The organism is Streptococcus pluranimalium, assembly GCF_002953735.1.
Classification (GTDB): Bacteria; Bacillota; Bacilli; order Lactobacillales; family Streptococcaceae; genus Streptococcus; species Streptococcus pluranimalium.
In genome coordinates this window covers 612,266-636,016 of the sequence record NZ_CP025536.1, presented here as the reverse complement: position 1 = coordinate 636,016, position 23,751 = coordinate 612,266, and the positions used below count along the sequence as shown (strand labels likewise).

22 protein-coding genes and 1 other annotated feature (1 of these 23 running past the window's edge) are annotated in these 23,751 nt (G+C 37.0%); of the genes, 1 reads left to right on the top strand and 21 read right to left on the bottom strand.

Going from position 1 to position 23,751, the window contains the following annotated elements; translation table 11 throughout:
* Window positions 1–7 precede the first annotated feature (7 nt).
* The 9 genes from C0J00_RS03255 to dnaG all read right to left on the bottom strand — a co-directional run bounded on the left by C0J00_RS03255 (window position 8) and on the right by dnaG (window position 9,637).
* Entirely contained in the window at window positions 8–1,252 is a 1,245-nt protein-coding gene (locus C0J00_RS03255; RefSeq protein WP_104967544.1) for an ABC transporter ATP-binding protein, read from the bottom strand.
* A complete protein-coding gene (locus C0J00_RS03250; RefSeq protein WP_104967543.1) occupies window positions 1,252–2,055 on the bottom strand; it encodes an ABC transporter permease in 804 nt (267 codons plus the stop codon). Before C0J00_RS03250 ends, C0J00_RS03255 begins: the two co-directional genes overlap by 1 nt.
* Before the next feature lie 13 nt (window positions 2,056–2,068).
* Window positions 2,069–2,995, bottom strand: a complete 927-nt coding sequence (locus tag C0J00_RS03245) for a glycosyltransferase family 2 protein (RefSeq protein WP_104967542.1) — start codon at window positions 2,993–2,995, stop codon at window positions 2,069–2,071.
* Complete coding sequence (cps2T, locus tag C0J00_RS03240; RefSeq protein ID WP_104967541.1) at window positions 2,985–4,136, bottom strand: beta 1-4 rhamnosyltransferase Cps2T; 1,152 nt, start codon at window positions 4,134–4,136, stop codon at window positions 2,985–2,987. The genes C0J00_RS03245 and cps2T overlap by 11 nt, the downstream gene beginning before the upstream one ends.
* 119 nt (window positions 4,137–4,255) lie before the next feature.
* Window positions 4,256–5,107: a dTDP-4-dehydrorhamnose reductase gene (gene rfbD / locus C0J00_RS03235; protein WP_104967540.1), complete on the bottom strand. Its 852-nt coding sequence runs from the start codon at window positions 5,105–5,107 to the stop codon at window positions 4,256–4,258.
* Between the two features lie 59 nt (window positions 5,108–5,166).
* Entirely contained in the window at window positions 5,167–6,093 is a 927-nt protein-coding gene (locus tag C0J00_RS03230; RefSeq protein ID WP_104967539.1) for a glycosyltransferase family 2 protein, read from the bottom strand.
* A gap of 20 nt (window positions 6,094–6,113) precedes the next feature.
* Window positions 6,114–6,452: a metal-sulfur cluster assembly factor gene (locus C0J00_RS03225; RefSeq protein WP_104967538.1), complete on the bottom strand. Its 339-nt coding sequence runs from the start codon at window positions 6,450–6,452 to the stop codon at window positions 6,114–6,116.
* 288 nt (window positions 6,453–6,740) lie between these two features.
* A complete protein-coding gene (gene rpoD / locus C0J00_RS03220; RefSeq protein WP_104967537.1) occupies window positions 6,741–7,853 on the bottom strand; it encodes an RNA polymerase sigma factor RpoD in 1,113 nt (370 codons plus the stop codon).
* 8 nt (window positions 7,854–7,861) lie between these two features.
* Window positions 7,862–9,637, bottom strand: a complete 1,776-nt coding sequence (dnaG, locus tag C0J00_RS03215; protein WP_104967536.1) for a DNA primase — start codon at window positions 9,635–9,637, stop codon at window positions 7,862–7,864.
* Window positions 9,638–10,002: 365 nt separating this feature from the next.
* Between dnaG and mscL the strand changes: the two genes are divergently transcribed.
* A complete protein-coding gene (mscL, locus tag C0J00_RS03210) occupies window positions 10,003–10,374 on the top strand; it encodes a large conductance mechanosensitive channel protein MscL (RefSeq protein ID WP_104967535.1) in 372 nt (123 codons plus the stop codon).
* A gap of 199 nt (window positions 10,375–10,573) precedes the next feature.
* On the opposite strand, the gene C0J00_RS03205 is transcribed toward mscL, so the two are convergent.
* The 12 genes from C0J00_RS03205 to infC all read right to left on the bottom strand — a co-directional run bounded on the left by C0J00_RS03205 (window position 10,574) and on the right by infC (window position 23,624).
* A complete protein-coding gene (locus C0J00_RS03205; protein ID WP_104967534.1) occupies window positions 10,574–11,167 on the bottom strand; it encodes a sortase in 594 nt (197 codons plus the stop codon).
* The gene (locus C0J00_RS03200) at window positions 11,164–11,814 is read right to left on the bottom strand and encodes a hypothetical protein (RefSeq protein ID WP_104967533.1); all 651 of its coding nucleotides are present in this window, start codon (window positions 11,812–11,814) and stop codon (window positions 11,164–11,166) included. The genes C0J00_RS03205 and C0J00_RS03200 overlap by 4 nt, the downstream gene beginning before the upstream one ends.
* The gene (locus tag C0J00_RS03195) at window positions 11,801–12,679 is read right to left on the bottom strand and encodes a class C sortase (protein ID WP_104967532.1); all 879 of its coding nucleotides are present in this window, start codon (window positions 12,677–12,679) and stop codon (window positions 11,801–11,803) included. Before C0J00_RS03195 ends, C0J00_RS03200 begins: the two co-directional genes overlap by 14 nt.
* 21 nt (window positions 12,680–12,700) lie before the next feature.
* Window positions 12,701–14,158, bottom strand: a complete 1,458-nt coding sequence (locus tag C0J00_RS03190; RefSeq protein WP_104967531.1) for a SpaH/EbpB family LPXTG-anchored major pilin — start codon at window positions 14,156–14,158, stop codon at window positions 12,701–12,703.
* A gap of 9 nt (window positions 14,159–14,167) precedes the next feature.
* The gene (locus C0J00_RS03185; RefSeq protein WP_233995861.1) at window positions 14,168–18,592 is read right to left on the bottom strand and encodes an InlB B-repeat-containing protein; all 4,425 of its coding nucleotides are present in this window, start codon (window positions 18,590–18,592) and stop codon (window positions 14,168–14,170) included.
* Between the two features lie 20 nt (window positions 18,593–18,612).
* The gene (lepB, locus tag C0J00_RS03180; RefSeq protein ID WP_104967530.1) at window positions 18,613–19,185 is read right to left on the bottom strand and encodes a signal peptidase I; all 573 of its coding nucleotides are present in this window, start codon (window positions 19,183–19,185) and stop codon (window positions 18,613–18,615) included.
* Window positions 19,185–19,397: a DNA repair protein gene (locus C0J00_RS03175; protein ID WP_104968816.1), complete on the bottom strand. Its 213-nt coding sequence runs from the start codon at window positions 19,395–19,397 to the stop codon at window positions 19,185–19,187. Before C0J00_RS03175 ends, lepB begins: the two co-directional genes overlap by 1 nt.
* A gap of 299 nt (window positions 19,398–19,696) precedes the next feature.
* Window positions 19,697–20,497, bottom strand: a complete 801-nt coding sequence (locus C0J00_RS03170) for an alpha/beta hydrolase (RefSeq protein ID WP_158667306.1) — start codon at window positions 20,495–20,497, stop codon at window positions 19,697–19,699.
* A gap of 19 nt (window positions 20,498–20,516) precedes the next feature.
* On the bottom strand, window positions 20,517–22,349 hold the full coding sequence (lepA, locus tag C0J00_RS03165) for a translation elongation factor 4 (protein WP_104967528.1): 1,833 nt from the start codon (window positions 22,347–22,349) through the stop codon (window positions 20,517–20,519).
* A 94-nt stretch (window positions 22,350–22,443) separates the two neighbouring features.
* Entirely contained in the window at window positions 22,444–22,803 is a 360-nt protein-coding gene (gene rplT / locus C0J00_RS03160) for a 50S ribosomal protein L20 (protein WP_000124839.1), read from the bottom strand.
* Between the two features lie 54 nt (window positions 22,804–22,857).
* Window positions 22,858–23,058: a 50S ribosomal protein L35 gene (rpmI, locus tag C0J00_RS03155; RefSeq protein WP_018380793.1), complete on the bottom strand. Its 201-nt coding sequence runs from the start codon at window positions 23,056–23,058 to the stop codon at window positions 22,858–22,860.
* Window positions 23,059–23,093: 35 nt separating this feature from the next.
* The gene (gene infC / locus C0J00_RS03150; RefSeq protein WP_104967527.1) at window positions 23,094–23,624 is read right to left on the bottom strand and encodes a translation initiation factor IF-3; all 531 of its coding nucleotides are present in this window, start codon (window positions 23,622–23,624) and stop codon (window positions 23,094–23,096) included.
* A 13-nt stretch (window positions 23,625–23,637) separates the two neighbouring features.
* Window positions 23,638–23,751 (bottom strand) — a sequence feature (ribosomal protein L20 leader region) (it continues 11 nt past the right edge of the window).

Genomic DNA, 23,751 nt, shown 5'->3' with positions numbered 1-23,751 from the left:
ATCTTCCTTACTCTGTAATTACCCAATGTCCATTTCTTCGAACTAGTCCTGCTGCTGAATCCATAGCTGAAAAATCATCTCCACTGATATCTGTACGAGTTACCATAAAGATTGGAGTATTTTCTGAATTTGCAAATGCTAACATTTCTCGAGAAGGTCCTAAAATGGTCACTTGAAGTTTTAGTTTAATATCATTAATGGCAGACAAACTACATTGATATTTTAAATGCTTGTGTCCTTTTGTTTTAGTCGGAGTATCATAGGCATTATCATTATATATCCAGATATTTCGATCAATATCCGTCATCGAAAATACAGGGTGGGTTTCGATATCTTTCAAAACATCGTATGAAATATCAAACTCAACAATATCATTCTGAGTTAATTTTTCTGGTGAAAGTAACTTGACCTGTAAATTATCTACGAAAAGTTTTGAATTATTTTCTATCTCAGATTCTTGATTATCTTCTATTGAATCATTCTCATCAAGAATTTCCTGTGGTGCTGTTGATACTGCATTATCAAAACTATATTGGTTGGCAACATCGTCTGGGTCCCCATATGCTTTTACCAAACCATCTTCAATGAGGACTGCTTTATTACAATATTTTTTTACTGCTCCCATATCATGGGTAACCAGAATTGTTGTCTTTCCACTTGCTTTTCGTTCCATAAAATAATCATTACATTTACGCTGAAAAGCCTCATCACCAACAGCCAACACTTCATCAAGAATTAGAATATCCCCTTGAGCTTTTATAGCAACAGAGAATGCCAATCGAACTTGCATACCACTTGAGTAGTTTTTTAGCTTTTGATTCATGAAATCTCTTAGCTCAGCAAATTCTACGATATCATCATACATTTTATCAACTTCTTCAGTTGTAAACCCAAGCATGGCTCCATTCATATAAACATTTTCTCGACCAGTTAACTCAGGATTAAATCCTACTCCTAATTCGATAAACGATACTAATTTACCATCAATACTGACAGAACCTTTTTCAGGAGTGTAAATCTGTGAGATAATTTTCAAAAGTGTCGATTTACCTGAACCATTTCGGCCAACAATCCCAAAAAAGTCACCTTTATTAACTTCAAAATTAATATCTTTTAAGACGTGTTGCTCACGATAGCCTTTAATACCTTTAAAACGGTTAACAACTGCCGTACGAAGACTATATGTACTCTCGGTTGGTAATTTAAAATATTTACTAACATGTTCAACTTTTACTGCTATTTCATTTGACATTAGATGATCTCCGCAAATCGTTTAGAACTCTTATTAAAAACAGTTAATCCAACTATAAATACAACAAAGGGAATAATATATGGAATGACTATATACCACCAGTGATTAGACATTTGCCAAATAGTTGTATTAGCAGGATCAATCAGAGTATACCGCAAATCTTGGATAATTTGAGCCATCGGATTGAGCATCATCACCTTAGCTGCCATCAAATTTTGATTTGATACAAAACTAATTGGATAAATAATAGGTGTTGCATACATCCCTGCTTGCAAGAATACTTCCCAAATTTGACCAAGATCTCTAAATTTAACAAATACTGTTGATAAAAGCAATCCAACGCCTAAGGCTAAAATAAATAACTCTAAAAATAATGGAATAGCCAAAATAACATTCCAGGAAATACTCACCCCATTGATAATTGCAAAAATTAAAACAACAATGAGATTAATACCAAAGTTAATCAAAGCTCCTAATGCTGCTGACAAAACAATAGTATGTTTTGAGAAATTTAGCTTTCTAAGTAAGTCTCCTCGAGTAACAATCGAAACCATGCCCATTGAAGTCGCTTCTGAAAAAAACGACCATATAACATTAGCCAATAACAAAGCAATGGCAAAATGTGGTACATCTCCTCCTAAACGTAAAAAACGAATGAAGACAAGATACATGATTGTAAACATTAAAAGTGGCTTTAAAATCGACCAAAGATAGCCTATTGCACTACCTTGATACCTTAATTTAAAATCTGTCTTCACCATTTCTCTTAGTAAAATTCTATTTTTTTTATCAAAATAATTCATTTTTTCTCCAATTTTATTGATAACCTAACTTCGTTATAATTAATATTGTAAACACAAAAGTGTGAAACCACCGATTTTTTTTAAACTTATACTCTCTGAGTAAACGCCATCGATCCAACCAATTGTTGTCCATTAAATAAACATATGCTTTAACCATCTGAGTTGATGATTCCGACATTTCTTGAGCCAATAATTTTTCGGCTTGGTTTTGACTTGATTTAATGAGCCACCAGTATTTTGAAATCAGTGTATTAGGCTTCAACCAATTTTTTGCTCGTTTAGACCAGGTCCTCGCTCCCAAAACATTAGCTTCATGCTGGCGGTAGAGTTGCGTAGCTTGGTCAATGTAGATGAGTTTTCCAAGGGATGCCGCTAATAAAGCCAAGTACCAATCATGCATGAGTAGGTTATCATACACCTGCCATTTATCAGCCAAGGCTTTATTGATCATCATGGTACCACCAGTTACCGTATTTTCCGTCAACTCCTGTACCAGCTCAGTATTAGCATGGTGCGACTGAGATTTTATCATACTTTCTTGAAGAACTGCCAAATCTTCATTGACAACCTTCAAATCTGTATAAACTAAGAGAGGCTTAGCTGATGTTTCACTCTGTGCTCTTTTTAAAGTTACTTCTATTTTTTCAGGCAACCAAACATCATCTTGATCACTAAAAAAGTAATAATCGGCAGAATCGTATTTAACTAAATGGTAAAAACTCTTGATAACACCATAATTTTCATTTTGACCATCATTGATAAAATGGATTCTATCATCCTTTTTAGCCATATCTCTAATGATTGATGGTGTGTTATCACTAGAGCCATCATCACGAATCAGCAGTTGCCAGTCCTCAAAAGTTTGGCTCTGGATACTCTTAATTTGATCAGCCAAATACTTCTCCCCATTGTAGGTGGACATCACAATATTAACTTTCATTTAGAAATAATTCCTCGTATTCTCCTACAATTTTTTCCCAAGTATAGTTAGAGTCAACATGTTTCCTGGCTTGCCTTCCCAAGTATTTAAAATCGTTAGTATCCACTGACTCAATAAGCGTTTTTAAGTTTCCTTCTTCTTTTGACCAATACAGGGCTTTTTGTTGAGCTACTTTTTGATTAAAATCAACACCTAAAATGAGATTCACATCTGTATGAGCCAATGCTTCAAGTAAGCCTGGATTAGTACCGCCCACCTCATGACCATGAATGTAGGCATAAGCTGATTCACGGATGTAAGCAAGCAATTCCTTATCATAAACAGTTCCAACAAAATGAATTCTGGGATCTGATTGGAAATCTGTTTTTACAGCAAGTTCATCCACATAAGGATTCCCTTCGTGATTACATACAAGGAGGAGTTTCCTGCTAGTTTGGCTTGCCTTAAACTCTTTCAGCATTACTTCATAATTATTTTCAGGAACAAAACGACCGACAATAAGATAATAGTCTTCTTCTTTTGTTCTCCACTTATCGTAAAAAGATCTCACACGCGTATCGTCTTGAGTTAAAGACGATTTCTTTGTGTCAGTCCCATAAGCAATAAAACGGGTCTTACTCCATGGATAGGAGACCTTTATATAGTCCTCTATCCCCTCATTATCTGCAATAATAAAATCTGCAACTTGGGTCATAACTTTTTCTGATTGTTTCAAATAGAATTGAACAGGTTTTGACCACTTGGATCGGCGCCATTCTAAACCATCTGGATTAACCAGTAGCGTACCACCGACTGCTTTAATTTTTTTTGCAAAAGGTTTCATAAAGCGACCGATAGTATTTCCTAGTATGTAAAAAATAGGACGTTCAATTTGATGCTTTTTAATGTAAGAAAGTGCGTAATGAATAGCCATCATATCATATGCCATCACACGAGCTGGGCCAAGTTTAGGTGGATTAATCGTAAAACAATCCGCACCTCTAAAGGTAAAATGTTCTCCTGTTTTCTCATCACTCAAACAGGCAACATGATACTTTAGTTGGGAACTCACCTGATGTGTCACTAATGCTTCAACAAAGGTCTCAAAGCCACCATATTTAGCAGGCAGCCCTCTGCTTCCTATTATAAAAATATGGCGCATAAAAACTCCATTCTATTTAGTACAATCATAGTATATTATACCATAATTTCATTTTCTTCGTTTAAATAAAAAAATCCTCTCTGGCACTGCTAGCCAAAGAGGAATTTCTATGGAATCATTTATTTTTTATCTTGCTTATAAAACTCTTGTAAGGCATCCTGCCATGTTGGAATAACAAATCCAGTAGCTTTTGTTTTTTCCAAACTCATGGTTGAGTTAAGAGGACGTTTCGCTTTAGCTGGAAAGGCAGATGAATCAACAGGCGCTACTTCAACGTCTATATCTTTCAAAATTTCTACAGCAAAGTCATACCACGTTGTGTCTTGATCCGCATCATTTGAAAGGTGGTAGTAACCAAACTCTTTGCGGTTTTCAGCCAAGTAAGTCATAAATTCAGCCAAGGTACGTGTCCAAGTTGGACGACCATGCTGGTCATTAACAACAGTCAAACGAGGGTGTTTTTTAGCTAACTCTTGCATGGTGAAGACAAAGTTTTTACCATAATTGCCAAATACCCAAGCTGTGCGAATGATGTAAAAGTTCTTCGCATACTTTTCAACAGCTTCTTCACCAAGTCGTTTGGTACGTCCATACTCAGTCTTTGGATCCGGTGTATCCGTTTCAAGCCATTCTTGACCAACTGGCTTTTCACCATCAAAGACATAATCTGTTGAAATGTATACTAAAGTTGCATCATGTTTAGCAGCAACTTTTGCAACGTTTTCCGTTCCAGTCACATTAATAGCGTAGTTGAGCTCTTTCCCTTCGTCTTCAGCCGCATCAACCGCAGTATAAGCAGCACAGTGATAAACTAATGTTGGTTTAACCTGTTCAAAAACTTCCTCCACCTTTGCTAAATCAGTAATATCCATTTCAGCTACATCAACTGCTACGTACTCCTCATGACGTTCATCTAGCAAATAACGAAGTTCCGTTCCCAATTGCCCATTGGCACCTGTAATTAAAATCATGTTCTTCTCCTTGATTCTATTGTTCTTGAAACAAAGTATATCAAAAAAAGGGTTTTATTTCATTCTTTTTCTTTGACAATGTAAACAGGACGTTTCTTAGTCTCTAAGAAAATTTTAGCAATATATTTACCAATTATCCCTAAACAAAGCAACTGGATGCCACCAATAAAAAGCATAATGGTCACTAAACTTGCCCAACCAGCAACTGGATCACCAAAAACAAGACGCCTAATGATAATGAACAACATAGCTACTACAGACAATAAGAAGGAACATGAGCCAGCCCATACAGCTAAGGTTAAAGGGGCTTCCGAGAAGTTAACAAATCCATCAACAGAATATTTTAACAATCCCCAAAAAGACCACGATGTTTTTCCAGCTATGCGATTCTTATTCTCAAAAGAAATATAAGTGACATCATAACCTACCCAAGAAAAAAGCCCTTTAGAAAAGCGATTAACTTCACCAAGTTCCAAAACACTATCAACTACTTGACGCGTCATCAAACGAAAATCCCTAACACCATCAACAATCTCTGTACTAGAAACAAGATTGATCAACCAATAAAATGTTCTAGCAAAAAACGATCTCAAAGGTGGCTCCCCTTTTCGATTCGCTCTGCGGGTTCCCACAACATCGTAACCTTCTTGAATTTTTGCATACATTTCAGTAAGTAACTCTGGAGGATCTTGTAAGTCTGCATCTATTACTGTTACAAAATCTCCTTCAACTTCTTCTAATCCAGCTAATAGAGCCGCTTCTTTTCCAAAATTTCTAGACAAGGACAAGTAATGAACATTCAAATAACTCCGAGAGATATCTCTTAAGATATCAAGTGTGTTATCTGAAGAACCATCGTTAATAAAGTAATAGTCAAAGAGCAATTCATTTGCAAATTTCTTTTCAACTTTTCGCATGGCCTTTAAAAAAGGAAGAATTGTCTCCTCCTCATTATAGCACGGTACGACTATACTAAGTGTTTTCACAATCCTTCCTCCTTTATTATTTATCGAATCCCAAGAGCTATTCTAGCGTAGCGGCTAAGACGCTCTACTGACCAAGCTGGTGTCCATACCAAACGAACTTTTGCATCTGTCACTTCTGGAACAGACTTTAAAACATCATAAATCTGATCTGTAATAAGGTCTGCTAGTGGACATCCCATAGTTGTTAAGGTCATGTCGATTTGTGTTTTACCATCTTGCTCGAAGTGAATTTCATAAATCAAACCAAGATTGATGATGTCAATACCCAGTTCAGGATCAATAACTTCTTCAAGAGCCTCAAAAATACGCTCTTTAATATTAGCAATTTCTTCTTCCGTATAATTGATAACTTCTGACATATTTTCCCTTTCACAATAGCTTATCTGGAATTAAGGCGATTAAAAATGTCTATTAGACTACTCTAGTTCTAGTAGGGTACTAAAACAGGCTACTCCTACTCTTGTTTCTTATTTCTAGTGAGCAATTAAAAATATCTGACTGATTACTCTGATTTCTATTTTTAGCAGAACACCTAAACAGGCTTCACTTTACTCATTTCTTGTTTTTAGCAAACGATTAAAGTATCTAGTAGGCTAACAGTGGTCATTTTTATTAAATTACCTAAAACAGTCTATGCCTAGGCTGTTTTAGTCCTCCATAAAGTCTTTGAGCTGTTTGCTACGGCTTGGATGGCGGAGTTTGCGAAGCGCTTTTGCTTCAATCTGGCGGATACGTTCACGGGTAACGTTAAAGACTTTACCGACATCTTCGAGCGTACGCATTTTTCCATCATCTAAACCGAAACGCAAACGAAGAACGTTTTCTTCACGATCTGTGAGTGTATCAAGAACATCATCTAACTGCTCACGAAGAACAACACGTGTGGTGTAATCAACTGGATTTTCAATCACTTCATCTTCAATAAAATCACCTAAATGACTATCATCTTCTTCACCGATAGGTGTTTCAAGAGAGACTGGCTCTTGTGCAATTTTTAGGATCTCACGAACCTTGTCAGGAGTCATATCCATGCGTTCTGCAATTTGCTCGGGTGTTGGATCTTGTCCTAACTCTTGCAAAAGATTACGTTGCTCACGAACCAGTTTGTTGATTGTTTCCACCATGTGAACGGGAATACGGATGGTGCGAGCTTGGTCCGCGATAGCACGTGTAATAGCCTGGCGGATCCACCATGTCGCATAAGTTGAAAATTTGAACCCTTTTGAGTAATCAAATTTATCAACAGCTTTCATAAGTCCCATATTACCTTCTTGAATCAAATCCAAGAATTGCATCCCACGCCCTACATAACGTTTTGCGATAGAAACAACCAAACGTAAGTTAGCTTCTGCAAGACGTTGTTTGGCTTGAAGATCACCATTTTCAACAGCAATAGCCAATTCTTTTTCTTCCTCATTGGTTAACAGTGGTACGACACCAATTTCTTTCAGGTACATACGAACAGGGTCGTTCACTTTCGCTGAATTGCTACCTAGAAGCTCTTCATCTGTTAACTCTTCAGGTTTTGGTGCTTCGACAACGTATTTAGAGGATGGATTGCCATCCTTATCTGTAATAGCAATACCACCATCGGTTAGACGCTCTAAAAGATCATCGATTTGATCTGCATCTAAACTAAAGGGAATAACTAATTTTTCAGTAACTTCGGTATCGACAGCAGTACCAGCTTGCTTGTGATTACGAATAAACTCAGCAACCTGAACGTTAAAAGTTGTTATTTCTTTAGTTTTTTCTGCCATAATTCCCTCTATTCTATATTTCTTTTCTGTGCAATAAGTGCTTCTAAGGCGGCAAGTGCACTTTCTTGATCGCCCTGGTTACTCGTATCTTTAATCAATTGACTTTGCTTACGCATATCATTTTGAGCTAATAAACGTTGACGATGTCTCTCTAAATCTAAGATTTCATTGTCTCCAACTTCTTCTGGCAACTGCTCTTCCAAAACTTGATAATAGGCCTGCTGCACTGCTTCAGACTCTCCAGATAATTCAAATGAAGTAATATCCCCATTAGCCAATAACAGTTGATACAACTCAATTAATTCGGGGGTATGGAATTGAAAGTCATCCCTTAGTTTAAAATCATTTAAAATCACAGGATGAAAGAGCATGCGATGAAAAAGATGGTTCTCTGTCTTTCTAAGGGCTGTCACCTGCTTAACGATTGGCATATCGATATAGACAGGCTCCGCTACTTGCGTTTGAACCGCATCTTGTCTTATGGAGAGACGCCGGTTATTGACAGACTGCTCAACTTGATGGTAGTCAAAATCTGGCAGCAACTCTGCAACTTTACTGATATAGGTATTTTGAGCTGTAATGGATGGTTCTTTAGCAATGATATCAGCTATTTGCTCCACATAAGCAATCTGACTTTGAAGGTTATCACTGTTCTCAGGAAGGAGATGATACATCCAAAATTCCACTTGACTAATCCGAGATTTTTCAAGTAAATAGGCCAATTCTCCCGCTGAAGTAGCTTTCAAGTATTCATCCGGATCCATTCCTTGTGGCATCTTGACAACATCCACTGTAAACGGTGCTAGAATATCTAAAGATTTGGCAATGGCGTTTTGCCCAGCAGCATCACCATCATAGGTTAGGACGACTTTTTTAGTGAATTGACTCAGATGATTCACATGTTCCTGCGTCAACGCCGTCCCCATAGAAGCTACAGCATTGACGATACCAGCTTTATAGGCAGCGATGACATCCATGAAACCTTCCATTAGATAAACTTCACGTTTTTTGACAATGACTGGTTTAGCCTGATCTAAATGGTAAAACTCATAAGATTTATTAAAGATTGGTGTTGAACGAGTATTTTTGTATTTTGCTTGATGACTCTCTTTAGCCTGCTCTGTCCAAATACGGCCAGAAAAACCAATGACTTTCCCTTGATCATTCGTCAAGGCAAACATAATCCGATTTTGAAAAGCATCATAGATACGATTTGATTCCTCAGATAGATTGAAAAGACCTGAAGCTAAAATAGTCTCCTCATCATACTTATTCGATAAAGATTTGAATAAATAATCAGGTTCTTCAGGTGATAGTCCAATCTGGAAATGCTTAATCAACTCATCCGTTAGCCCTCTCTCATATAAATACTGTCGTGCCACCTCTCCTTGCTTTGTTGTCATTAAAACTGCCTGAAAGAACTTATTGGCATCAGCATTGATCTGAAATAGTTTCTCGTGAGGATGCTTAGGCTGATGATAATTAGTTTGTGTCACTTGAACAGACATGCCCAAGCGCTCTGCCAAGATAGAAGCAGCCTCTTTAAACGGAATTTGCCTATAATCTTCTAGAAACTTAAAAACGTCACCTGATTTTCCACAACCGAAGCAATGGTAAAATTGCTTATCTTCGATAACGTTAAATGATGGCGTTTTTTCCTTATGAAAGGGACAGAGCCCCAAGTGATTGTGACCTGCTTTCGATAGAGCAACAACCTCTCCGATAACATCTACAATATTGGTTTCTTGCTTGATTTGAGCAATGGTTTCTTTATCCAAAATCACAACATCACCTCCACAAAAATCCAATTTTGCCTTACATTACATTATAGCATTAACCATAGCACGTGTAAAATAAAAATTTAGTCTATGCCGTAAAAATGGAATTTGTTCTCTTCATCAAAAAACTTACCTAGGTCTATCGATCACTATTGATAAAGCTATCATTTTAAAAACCAATTCTAGGTATCATTTTGGGATACCCCTTTTAACAGACTCACTTGGCTATTTTCAGAAAAAACCAGAAACTTTTAGAAAAAACTTGCCATCCTATGATATGACAGTATCTTTAACATAAGAAAAAATTCAAATCCCTTGCTCCTAATCTTCCTTTACTGTATAATAAATTCTAATAAAGAAAGGAATCAATTATGATTAAAGAATTAAAAGCTTTTTTGTTTAAAGGTAATGTCCTTGACTTGGCTGTTGCCGTTATCTTTGGTGCTGCCTTTGGGGCCATCATCACTTCATTAGTAGAAGACATCATCACACCACTTCTATTGAACCCTGTTTTGAAAGCAGCTGGTGCAGAACGCATCGCTGAATTAACTTGGAATGGTGTAGCATACGGTAGCTTCTTGAGCGCTGTCCTCAACTTTTTAGTTGTTGGTACAATTCTCTTCTTCGTTGTTAAAGCTGCAACTAAATTCATGCCAAAACAAGACGAAGTTGTTGAAGAAGTTGTTCTTTCAAACGAAGAAGTTCTTCTTACTGAAATTCGTGACCTTTTAGCTCGTAAATAACCCTGTATTCCCCCTATTCTTTTGGGGCGAACCAAGTCAGAAGCAAATCTCCTAGGAGGTTTGCTTTTTTTCTAACCTTAACAATTACTACAGCCTTCTTAACTAGATAAAAAAAGTGACCAAAACATCGTAAATACGACATCTTAATCACTTAAAAATCATTTAAAATCTTATCATCCATTAAAGTCAGCTACCAATGTTAAGCAACTAATCGGCACCGAATGATTACCCTAGCAGCACCGCTTGGAGTACAGGTGAATAAACTCAAATCCCAGTCAGTATCACCTGCCGTCTCCTTAATAACCTCTTCAACTGCTGTTGGCTTAATGATTTCTCGATTTGTAATCACATAAGAATATGTTTTACCATCAACTGTTTCAAATTCAATCTTTTCTCCCATAGGAATCGTCCTAAGTGGATCAAATTGATAACGATAATTATGAGCACAGATGACAAGATCATTGGTTTTATATGAACCTCTGTATCGAGTCGGTGTTAGTGACATTTGTTCAAAACGATATTTAGCAGCTACTGGTAGAGTAATATTCTCACTAGTAATCGTTAATTTTCCAAGATAGTCCACACCAGATACAGCGGAGACAGGCATAGCATCATTTTCTGATAAAAGCCTTTTTGACGATTGATCTATCTGTAATTTCTGGTTGATATCTTGACTTGACTTTTCAGCCGTCCTTGCTGCATCGATGTTATTCCAAGTATAAAAGACTGAAAAAATGATACAGGCAATACCTAATAGCCTCAACAAATAGATGCGAACATTTCGATTAATCATTCTTTTTTTCCAATCATTGAAAGCACTAAACAGATAATTCCACACACTAACGATAGATACACAGGCCACCAAACTTGTCCTGTGAACGGCAATACTTTCACCTTTTCCCTTGGCACGTCATCCTTTGAGCTGACTATTTTTGACGGAGAGGCCGAGCTAGAGATCGGACTCATTTTTTCCTTAGCTTCTACAGATAATGACCCATTGTTTGGAATACTGATCACAAAAGGATTCATTTTCTCATAACCTTGAGCCGACTCCTTTTGTACAAATAGGTAGATGCCTTGCGAGAGATTCTCTAAAACAACACCCTTTTGAGGTATGCTATCAATGTACTGATAGGGTTTGACATGATGACTATTATTCACTAAAACTTGGATATCTGACTGATCTAACTCAGGACTTATCAAATGTTCAAGAGAAAGCGCTGTTGATGAAAACTCTTTTGTAAAAGCAAAGCGATTATCCTTTTCTGACCAATTTGCCACTTGATATACGAGTAAATCACCACCGACTACAGGAACACCATTATAAGTTGGAGAAATAACAATTGATCCCTTTTGTTCCACTTGGGCAGAGACTTTCTCTTGAAAAGTGATACCAACGAGGATTAGAAAGGTTATCAGTATTAGCTTAATTCTTTTCATTTGATTGTTCCTTTCTAAACCAACTCAGTACAATTTGCTTTCTTCGATCATCTTTTCGCATTAACCGAAGAAAAATCATCAGCAATAACAGTAAAATAGGAAATCCAATGAAGGGAGCTATATAAATAGGATCAATTTGAATAGCATCCGCAATGACCAAAGCATCACCATCCTCATTTGCAACTCGGTGTCCCCTAACCAAAAGGCGATGAGTATTAATACCATAAGGTGTACATGTTAATAGGGTTTGGTAATCTTTGCCCTCTTCAATTTGCAAATTGCTTAAATCTTTTGGCAAAACTGTTCTAATTTGATCAACTTCATAGGTATACGTCTCATCAAGAATATTAACAGTCCATCGATCTCCCACACGCAGTTTATCCAAATCTGAAAACAATTTTGCCGACGGCAAGCCTCGATGACCTGATAATACCGAGTGCGTTGACTGACCTCCCACAGGCAGACTCGTACCTTCTAAATGCCCAATTGAAGTCTGAAGAACATCTTCACTAGTACCGTGAAAAATTGGGAGATTAACGTTAATTTTTGGAATCGTGATAAAACCCATATTTCCTGACTGATCAATGGATAACTGAGAATTGTATTCCTTTTTTTCCTCTTTGGTTAATTGCCATTTTATATTTGTTTCAAGAAATTGTTTATTGTAATTCTCAGCTCGAGCAAGAATTTTCTGATATTGACGTTTATCTATATGACTAACTTTATCCTGGTAGTCCATGATAGCCCTAGATTGATGATAAGAATTCCACCAATCAGATACCGAGGGGTAAGCTATTAACCCTATCCCAAGTATCATAGCTCCGATAAGCAGATAGGAAACGAGCTTATCTGATAATGTTTTCATCGAGTAATCTAACCTATTTTCTTAATCACGCGCACGACGACGAGCAATTAATACTACACCACCTGCAACAATCAGAATTGTTCCAACAGTATAAAATATAGTTGTTCCAATACCACCAGTTGATGGTAATTCGGCACCACTATTATTTTCGACTTTTGAAGTTACCAAAAGATTATCTTTCCCATCTGCCTTACCTAGTCCTAAAGTAACGGATACAGGAGAATCTAAAAGATTATAACCTTCAGGAGCCTGTGTTTCGATAAGCTCATAGTCACCAGCATCTAAACCTGAAATCGACACTGCACCATTTTGATCAGTTGTAAATTCAGTTGCATTGTTACGTGAACCAAATGTTACATTTTCAGTACCTGCAGCTAGGTTTAAATAATTCTCTGAACCTTTTTGACGAAGAACAAATTTAGCACCTTGTAACTTTGTGTCACTATTGGCCGCTACTTTATCAATTGTAATTTTTCCATTATAGACATATTCTTCTTTACCGGGATCATTTGTTTTAGTGTTAGGATTGATAGTAGCTAAGTTTTTATTTGTGTCGTATTTATCAGAACCTTCGGTAGCATCTTTCAAAAGAACACCTTGATAAGTTACTTTAATCGTTGATATTGGATCATAGAAAAAGTCATCCTTTTCACCTAAACCTGCAGCATCACTAGCTGTATTAGTAGCTGCCCATGGAATCGTCACTTCAAAGCCATTTGTACCTTCCGTAATAGCATATGTCCCTGTTCCTGTCCCCTGAGTTAAGGCAACACCGTTTACTGTCACTTTAACTGTTCCTTCAGAAAAATCAACACCTGTTGGCAGAGCATCTTTAACCACATATTGATACACTTTCTCACCTGCGGTGTAATAAGTCGCATTTTGATAGTCTAGCGTATAAGTCACTGTTTCACCAACAGCATATGTCTTGTCGTCACCAACAGTTTTACCACCATTTTCACCCCATGATGGTTCGTTGTTTTTTTCACGAACTGTTGCCTGAGGAGAAGCTGACGTTACCATGGTTGTTGCGCCACCATTCACATCCGTTCCAACATAATAATAACCATACGGAACTGCCAGAGTTGCTGTTGCGCCAGCTGCAGTCTGTGTATCAGATGGCTGAATGTTAGCAGCCGCTACGACTGCTTTTGTCCAAGCTGCAATATCCGTATCAGATGCAGACTCTTTCTTTGTCACATAAGTTTTGCCACCGTTTGTTGATGTTGAAAACAGTTGTTCAAAGTTTCCTGTTCCCTTATAAGTAGCTTCTAATCCTTCTGGAATGGTGTATGACGTTGCATCACCAGAGTAGGTTGCATCAAAGATTTTAAAAGCTTGATACTTCGCCCCTGCGTTAGTACTCTCAACAGTAATTGAACCTGGACCTTCAGCAAAGACCACCTGATCTGCAAGAGGTGCTGCCGTTCCAAGCACTAAAGTTGTAAGTAATAACCCTTTTATTAGTTGTTTTTTCATAATTTTCTCCTAATATAATACTGATGATTCAGTACCTTTCTTTTTTGATTTAACATAATAGAGATAAGCCGCAAATATAGCTAAACTTCCTCCTAGTATAACGTAAATATATTGTCCAATACCACCAGTATTGGGTAACTCAATACCTTGTGAATTTGTCACTTTGGTACTAAATAAAGTTGAGCCATCATCTAAAGAAGAGACTGTTACCTCAGAAGCATTGCCGTTTTGAATCAAAGAGACACTAGTACTAGTGACTGAAATGTCAATAGGGTTTTCTTCTAATAAGTAACCATCTGGTGCCTTTGTCTCGATTAATTGATAGTTACCAATGTCTAAGCTAAATTTCCTACTTTTCCCAGTTGTTAGATAACCATCGCCATCAGAGACTAACTGCTCATAGTCTGGTAATGGCTGACGTTGACCGTTTTCTACCTTATAAAGTGTAAACTCTGCATTTTTTAAACCTGTCAAAAGATTGCCAACATCAACTTTCTGAAGGTAAATATTTTGTCGTCGTCGTTCATTGACAAAATTAATCTCAATATTACCATCAACGATTAATTCAGCTAGACCAGTTTTTTCATACGTTCTATCGCTCTTACCAGATGCTAAGTTCGTATGAGTAATACGCTCAATTGTCGTATAAGCCTCATTATATTGTTCATCAACACTGATTGTAGAACCATAAGGAATATCTTGATAAACCTTAACTTCCCCATCTTTCAATGCAAAGTTGGCACTCGTTAAAGCACCACCAGGAGTAAACGTAAAACTCTTTACTTTGTCAGATTCATTACCTATAACTTTTTTCGAAATAGTAACAGAGTAGAGTTTTGGTTGCCATACGGCATATAAAACATTTTCAGAATTAGGGAGATTATCCACTCCAACTTCTTGACCTAGTTCAAACTGAATGTGACCTGCATCAGCATCTGCTTCATTGGTATTCCATCCCACTAGATTGTATCCTACTCTATCAAAGTATGTCTCTTTCGGTAAAGTTTTAACCGTATTAATTAACAAATCTTCTTCTGAAACATGGGTAACAGTTTTACCATCAACATCCTTTTCACCACCATTACCGTCATAGGTTATTCTAGTAGTCTCCACATTCAAATCATTAACTGATTTAAAAACAGGGTATATATGAATGATTTTATTCTCATCTGCTAATTCGGCATCAATAATAAATTCATCATGTGGATTATAGAGTTTCCCGTCATAATACCAACCACGAAAACGGTATTCTCCTGAAATGGTTGGTCTTGTCAACATGGCTGAGTGCGATTGATCATCATAGGAATTGCCATCAATAGGGAGATTGGTTGCTAATACAGCATTCCCTTTATCGTCTACCATTGGCTGATTGGTTGTGTAGTCATACACTATCGGGCTATAGTTAACCTTATATTCCCCTACTCGACGCCAAATAGCTCTCAAGGTTGTATCACCAACAACGATTCCAGAAAAGTTATAGGGACGAGTTGTTCCATCAGCATTCACGTAGTACCAACCTACTAGTTTATAAGCATCTTTCTCGTAGCGATAACGCTTGGTCGTATCAACGTTTGGTTCTGTAGGGTCTTTTGTATAATGAGCATGTCTACCATCTGTTGCAAGGCCATTATCCGTATCGTGTCTATAATAGTACTCTCCATTTGGATCTTCTACATAATCACGTGTGATATTAGCAAACTCTGTAATTTTTTCACCATAATCCAAAGTGAAGTATGTTGCCTGTGTATCAAGCAATTCTCCTCCATTAGCTTCGATAGTAACATCATATCGAATTTTCTCCCAACCAGCGTAAACCTTTAAGTCATGTGATGGCATAGTAATCGACCAATCAATCTCCTGGGTCAACGTTTGGTCTTTATACCATTTACCATCCCAGCGATAGCCAGGGAGACTCGGAGTAGGTTTGTCAATCGTTGTATCAGGCTTGTATTTAGATAGATTATCTTCATAGTAGACACTAACTGGATCAAAATTAGTAAGTTCTTGATTATTCAGAGGATCTAAGAAATTAATATGATATGCCTTTCGGTCATATTGAATATGCAAATCTAATGGATAATCTACAGAATTATAGTAGGTTCCGTAAGTATAGAAAGTTTGAGTTGTTCCATTATTTGCTGCTTTTCGCCAATCACTATCATAGGAACTAGTTGTTCCAGAATAATAACGCCTATACCAGGCTACATTAAAACCACTATATTTTTCTGAAAAAGTAAAAGTTGCCATTTGACCAGAACCAACATCAGTCGGAGTGCTACTATAGGTACCATCTATATTCTGTTTATAAAAATAGTAGTTAACGGTCTTTCTACCATTCCGATAAAAACGAATCTCAGTATTCGAGGTATCATACGTATCTTCTGGTAAAATAAATTCTCCTAGATAACTCATTCCTCGAGCTTGACCACCCGAAGCATAGTACGTCCAATTCTGAGTTCCAGAACTTGGCCAAGTGTAACCATTTTCGGCTAAACTTGTTCCATAAAGGCCAGTGTAAGTTGTTACATACTGAGCATAGGTTGGACTAGTCCATACTGTACTATTCACAGCAACTGGTCCTGTATAGCTTCTATAGTATGTATCATTTAAAAAACGCATCGTTATCAATTTTCGGTCAAAATAGACATTGATAATGGATGAACCATCTGCCTTTACAACAGTACTCGTTTCTCCTCTCGCATTAGTATAAACAAATCCTTTAGAATCTGGATTCCTGTCTGAAGATGTCAGGGAAACAATCGAATCTACAGTGGCGGTTCGGCTTACTTGCCCTGCGTAATCGTAAGTCTTATCTGCTGCTAAACTATTTTTAGAATCTGTTTTAGACTGTTGCCAATACACAATCGTGTAGTTGGCTGTCGCAGGAAGCCATCTAGCGTATAGAACAATGTCTTCAGTAACAGTTGATGAAAAATCAAATGCCGTTTGATAATTACTATCTCGATACCATCCTCCAAATGTGTAACCATTTCGAGTCGGATCTGTCGGCTTAATACTTTCAGCTTTTTCACCCTCAATAACAAATTTCGGAGCTACGTAAGGTGCACCCTCACCAATGTCACCTGTATTGAATTCAATCTTTTTAGATTCTTTAAATATTGGGTAAAAAACAGTATCTTTAGCAATCGGATAGTTAGTAATATTTTCAGTAATCACAGAACCACCTTTGGTCAATGACCACCCTGCAAATACTTGAGTAGCTGAAGGTGAAACAGCCGTGTGTTCAGCTAGATTTACTGTTCCTTTGCCCTCTTCTAGCGCAACTTGATGTTTCTCTAAAACTAAAGTGCCATCTTCATTATCATAAAACGTCACGTAGGCAACATTTCCATAACTTGGCCTAACATAAATCGTCTCTGTTTGCTTCACTTCAATAGCTTCTTCAAAGTGAATTTCATCTCCGTAAGTGTTCGTATCTTTATTAAAAATATACCATCCATTAAAATGCTTATCATCATCAACATATGGAATCCCTACACCATGAAGACTTTGTCCGTCTTTTATGATTTGAGTATCTGTTTCTGTGTCACTATTTGTTTTAAACAGATATTGCGAACCATCAGCATTTTCGAAGATATAAGTCCTCAGAGGTAGTTTCGTGTTATCCGGTTGAACAATGGCATATACTGAAAAAGATTCTGTTCTAAAAGCAATATCACTAGAAGAATCAACTGTCTCTGGATCAGTTTTCGATTTTAGAACTTCCAGAGCTCCATTGTCTTTAAAGTGAACGATTTCTAACTCTTCATCAGAGACTTCTAAAGGATTATCATACACTACTTCTACTTTAACGGCAGATGATGGTTGTATCTCCTTGCCGTTCGAAACGAGAGTTATATCATAAAAAAATAAGCTTTTGATTTCGTCATCTTTTCTAGAAACCTTCTCAAGAGTTTTTTGTTTATAGGTTTCAAAAGATTGATCCATCTCTTTCACTTCTGAGACTTCCAAATGAGTATCTCTAGGAAGCTCAGCTTCTTCCCCAACAGTTACGTGAATCTCAAAGCCCTCACCTTTATGAATTAAGGTATCCTTAAGAAAAGCTGTCTCTTTTTCTTTCGAAGCGTTTGGTGTCGTTTCTTGTGTTGTGTCGTTTGACGAAGAATCAGAGGTTTCTTCTTTTTGAGCACTTGAAGTTTCTGTTTTTATATCATGTTTAAATTCCGTTTGATCTTCGCTAGAAGGGGGGCTACCAGTGACTTCTTTAGGAGTCTCATTCACTGGGGAGGAGCTTGATAATGATATTCCTACATTATCCGTTTTTTGAGTCTCCACTGTGATTGCTGGTAAAATTAAAAAGTAAGTGGTTAAGAATGTCGTTACCAAAATACTCGCCCAGAACAGACTTTTCCATATCTTCTTGTACTTCCCCTTCACAATAGACTCTTTTAAAATCATATAATATTTTCTCAAAATCAGTATACCTCTCAATATTACCTGATTGGTCCAATATTTGATATCGGCCAAATTCGAAAAGAAACTTCACCAACAATCTGCTCTTGAGAGACTCCACCAATAGACGTATTTCTAGAATCAATAGATGTCTTACGGTTATCTCCCATCACAAAAATCTGACCATCAGGAACTTGATAAGGATATTTAATATTACTCTCTCCCAAAGCTTTCGCCATAATATAAGGTTCTTTTAATTTTTTTTGGTTGACATAAACATCACCTTCAGGAGTTACTTCAACCCAATCACCTGATTTTGCAATAACACGCTTGACAAGAACTTTATTATTGTAATAAAAAGCTATGACTTCACCTGATTTAAACTTTGAACCTTTTTGACTAATCACAATATCACCTTCAGACAGTGTTTTATTCATCGATCTGCCATAGATTCGTAAAACCGGTAACCATAAAACTGCAATTAAAATTGCAATTGAAGCTACACCCAATAAAATATACACCGTATTTCTAACGATCATCCAGAACCGTCTTTGATATCTCACACGTTCCAATTCTCGTGAAAAATCCTTAGAATTTAAGCTTAATTTTGTCATCAATGAACTCCATTGTTTTTAGCTTGTTGCTTAATATTATCCAAATATTGGTCTGCTGCTGCTTGGGCTGAATTGAAGATATCATTTAAAACTAAAGATGCTTCAGCAATAGAGCCACAAGTTTCTATTGCTATTCGTTTATCATTTAATTTATGTTCTAACTCGCTAATCACTTTTTCTTGTTCTTCAATTTTTTCTTGTTGTCTCAACATTATTTCTAATAATTGATCACGTTTTAATTTTTTTAACTCTTTTTCCAATACAATATCCTTTAAAATCTATTAGGTCATTATAGCATATTTTAAGTATTTTTATTGAAATAACAACTTAAAACCAGAAAAAAATCTGATAATTTCATTTTTTGATTTTTACCAAAATAATACCATTCATCTAGTTTTCGGATATACAAAAAACTCCTATTAAACTCTAATAAACTAGAACACAGGAGTGGTTTCAATATAGTATAAAAGATTAAAAATAGAAGTAATGAAATTGAAAATCAAATGATATATCACACAACAGATTTGATGACTTTAAGAATAGCTTCACTTTCTGTCCAATGTAAATAATGATGATCACCAGTCAGATATAGGTGGTATCTACCTTCTCGATTTTGATACTCTGACGCTTCATATTCCTCTCTTCGAAAAGCTTGACTAAAAACAAAGCTAGGAATATCTTTTGGAATACTAGGTTGACTAGCAAAGTCACTCTTATTCAAATCTGGAAAGGCAGCAAAATCAGATTCAGCAATAGTTGATAAGCGCTTCTCAGTTCTATCAAAAGCATCCCAAAGAGCTTTATTTTCTATTTCATTCAACCCTTGTCGAGAGATTCCCTGTAAATAATTCCTAACACCTATTTCAGAAATAATTTGGTTCACTCGTCCAAATTCTTGAGAATAATCAACTATTCCCGTCAAAATGGCTACTGTGGAAGGTTCAATTCCTATAAAACCTTTACATCCTAATCGTTTAGTCATTAATCTAAGTCCGAGTATACCAGCAATACTATGAGTAATCAAAATATAATCCTCAACTTGTAAGCTATCTAATACAAGTTCAATAGCCTCTATCCAGTCAACCAATGTGAGCTCTCTTTGATTCTTTAAACTTGATTCTCCAATATTGGGATAATCAAGGGTTAAGATACCAAAGTTTTTAGGTAAAGGTTTGATAATTGCTGAAAAATTTTCGAAGGTTGGGAAGCTACCAATACCACTGAGAAAAATAAGCGTCGGATTACCTTTTCGGTAGTGAATCGATAAATCACCAATAGTTGTTTCTAAATTTTTCTTCGTAATAGTCATCATTTCCCTACATCATATCAACTTATTTCTTCTCATCATCGTCCATTGAAAGGACACTCAAGAAGGCTTCTTGCGGTACTTCAACTGAACCAATAGATTTCATGCGCTTCTTACCGGCTTTTTGTTTTTCAAGCAATTTACGTTTACGTGAAACGTCACCACCATAACATTTAGCCAAAACATTTTTACGAAGGGCTTTGATATCTGTACGTGCCACAATTTTTTGACCAATAGCCGCTTGAATTGGCACTTCAAATTGTTGACGAGGAATGATTTTCTTCAACTTATCCACAATGAGTTTCCCACGTTCATAGGCAAATTCTTTGTGAACAATAAAGCTGAGGGCATCGACCTTGTCCCCATTAAGAAGGATATCCATCTTAACCAATTGTGAGCGACGATACTCTGATATTTCATAATCAAAGCTAGCATAACCACGTGTCGAGGATTTGAGCTTATCAAAGAAGTCAAAGACAATTTCAGCCAATGGAATTTGATAGATAACATTAACACGATTGTCATCAATGTATTCCATAGTTTCAAAATCACCACGTTTACGCTGAGCCAATTCCATCACAGCTCCAACATACTCTTGTGGTACCATGATTTGAGCTTTAACATAAGGTTCTTCAATGGCATCAATACGCGTAGGATCAGGAAATTCAGAAGGGTTAGAAACCTCTAAAATCTCACCATCCGTTGTATTAACATTGTAAACTACCGATGGCGCAGTCATAATCAAATCAATGTTAAATTCACGCTCTAAACGCTCTTGAATAACATCCATGTGAAGTAGACCTAGAAAGCCACAACGGAAACCAAATCCCAAAGCTTGTGACGTTTCCGGTTCAAATTGCAAACTAGCATCATTCAACTGGAGTTTTTCCAAAGCTTCACGCAAATCGTTATATTTATTGGATTCAATCGGATATAGTCCCGCAAAAACCATTGGGTTCATTTGCTTGTAGCCAGACAGTGGCTCGCTCGCAGGATTATCAGCCAAGGTAATGGTATCACCAACACGCGTATCTGCTACGGTCTTGATCGATGCCGCAATGTAACCAACATCACCTGTTGCCAAGTAGTCACGCCCAACAGCCTTAGGCGTAAAAATACCGACTTCAGTTACATCAAAGGTTTTACCATTAGACATGAGTCGAATCTTGTCACCCGGCTTAACCATTCCATTAGTCACACGAACCTGAAGGATAACCCCGCGGTAAGCATCATAAACAGAGTCGAAAATCAAGGCTTGAAGTGGTGCTGCTACATCGCCTGATGGTGCTGGAACTTTTTCAACAATCTGCTCCAAGATTTCTTCGATACCAATACCAGCCTTGGCAGAAGCTAAAACAGCAGCTGACGCATCAAGTCCAATTACATCTTCAACTTCCGTACGGACACGCTCAGGATCTGCAGCTGGCAAGTCGATTTTATTGATGACTGGCATGATTTCTAAGTCATTATCCAAAGCTAAATAGACATTGGCAAGTGTCTGAGCTTCAATACCTTGTGCTGCATCAACAACCAAGATAGCTCCCTCACAGGCAGCCAAGGAACGTGATACCTCATAGGTAAAGTCAACGTGCCCTGGTGTGTCAATCAAGTGAAAAATATACGTCTCGCCATCTTTAGCTGTATAATTGAGCTCAATAGCATTTAATTTAATGGTAATGCCACGCTCACGCTCCAAGTCCATACTATCAAGCAATTGTGCTTGCATTTCTCGACTTGAGACTGTTTCTGTTTTTTCTAAAATACGGTCAGCTAGTGTCGATTTTCCATGGTCGATATGAGCAATAATGGAGAAATTACGAATCTTCTCCTGACGTTTTTTTAAGTCTTCAATGTTCATCTATGTTATCCTATGTCATTTAATCGTTATCCTTTATTATATCAAAAAGTATACCTAAAAAAAAGAACTGGTTTTCCAGTTCTTTCATTGATAATTATTTACCAAGTTTTGCTTTAGCAGCATCTGCAAGAGCTGTGAAAGCTGCTGCATCGTTAACTGCTAAATCAGCAAGCATTTTACGGTTTACTTCAATCTCAGCAAGTTTCAAACCATGCATCAATTGAGAGTATGACAAACCATTCATACGAGCAGCCGCATTGATACGTGTAATCCAAAGTTTACGGAAATCACGTTTTTTCTGACGACGGTCACGGTATGCATAGTAGTAAGAGTTCATTACTTGCTCTTTTGCAGTACGGAACAAGATGTGTTTTGCTCCATAGTAACCTTTAGCTAATTTTAAAACACGTTTACGACGTTTGCGTGAAACAACGCCACCTTTAACACGAGCCATTTATATTTTCCTCCGAATAATTCTCAATAATACTGTTAATGTTTACAGACCTAATTATTTAAGGCGAGTAAGCATTGCTTTGATACGTTTGAAATCTCCAGCGTTCACCATTGACGCTTTACGAAGATGACGACGTTGTTTCTTAGTTTTTCCGTGGAAACGGTGAGACGTGAAAGCACGGAAGCGTTTCAATCCGCCTGAACCTGTACGTTTAAAACGTTTAGCTGATGCACGGTGTGTTTTTTGTTTTGGCATTTTTCTTCTCCTATTGATAGATATAATCTGACAAGTTATTTCTTGTCTGGAATCGGTGCAAGTTGCATGAACATTTGGCGACCATCCATTTTAGCTCTTTGCTCAATGATAGCAATATCTTGAGTTGCTTCAGCAAACTCAGCCAACACTTTTGCTCCAATTTCCTTATGAGTAATCATACGCCCTTTAAAGCGAATAGAAACTTTAACCTTATTTCCTTTTTCAAGGAACTTACGGCCGTTACGAAGCTTTGTCTCAAAGTCCCCTTTATCAATAACTGGACTAAGTCGAACTTCCTTAACAGTGACAACACTTTGCTTTTTGCGTTGCTCTTTTTGTTTCTTCTGATACTCAAACTTGAACTTACCATAGTCCATAATTTTAGCAACAGGTGGAGTGGCTTGCGGTTGGATAAGCACTAAATCAACATTAGCCTCATCGGCAATTGATTGAGCTTCTGATAATGGTTTAATCCCTAATTGTTCACCTTCAAGACCAACTAAACGAACTTCGCGAACACGAATTTCGTCGTTGATGAATAGATCTTTTTTAGCTATGATCTTCACCTCTTTATTTTTTTAGAGAAAAACAAAGCGGACTTGACAAACCAAGCCCGCACACATTATGTTCCAATAAGAAACTTGATATGTAGGGCCAGACAACGTCAGTCGCAAGGCGAGAAGTTCTCACTTC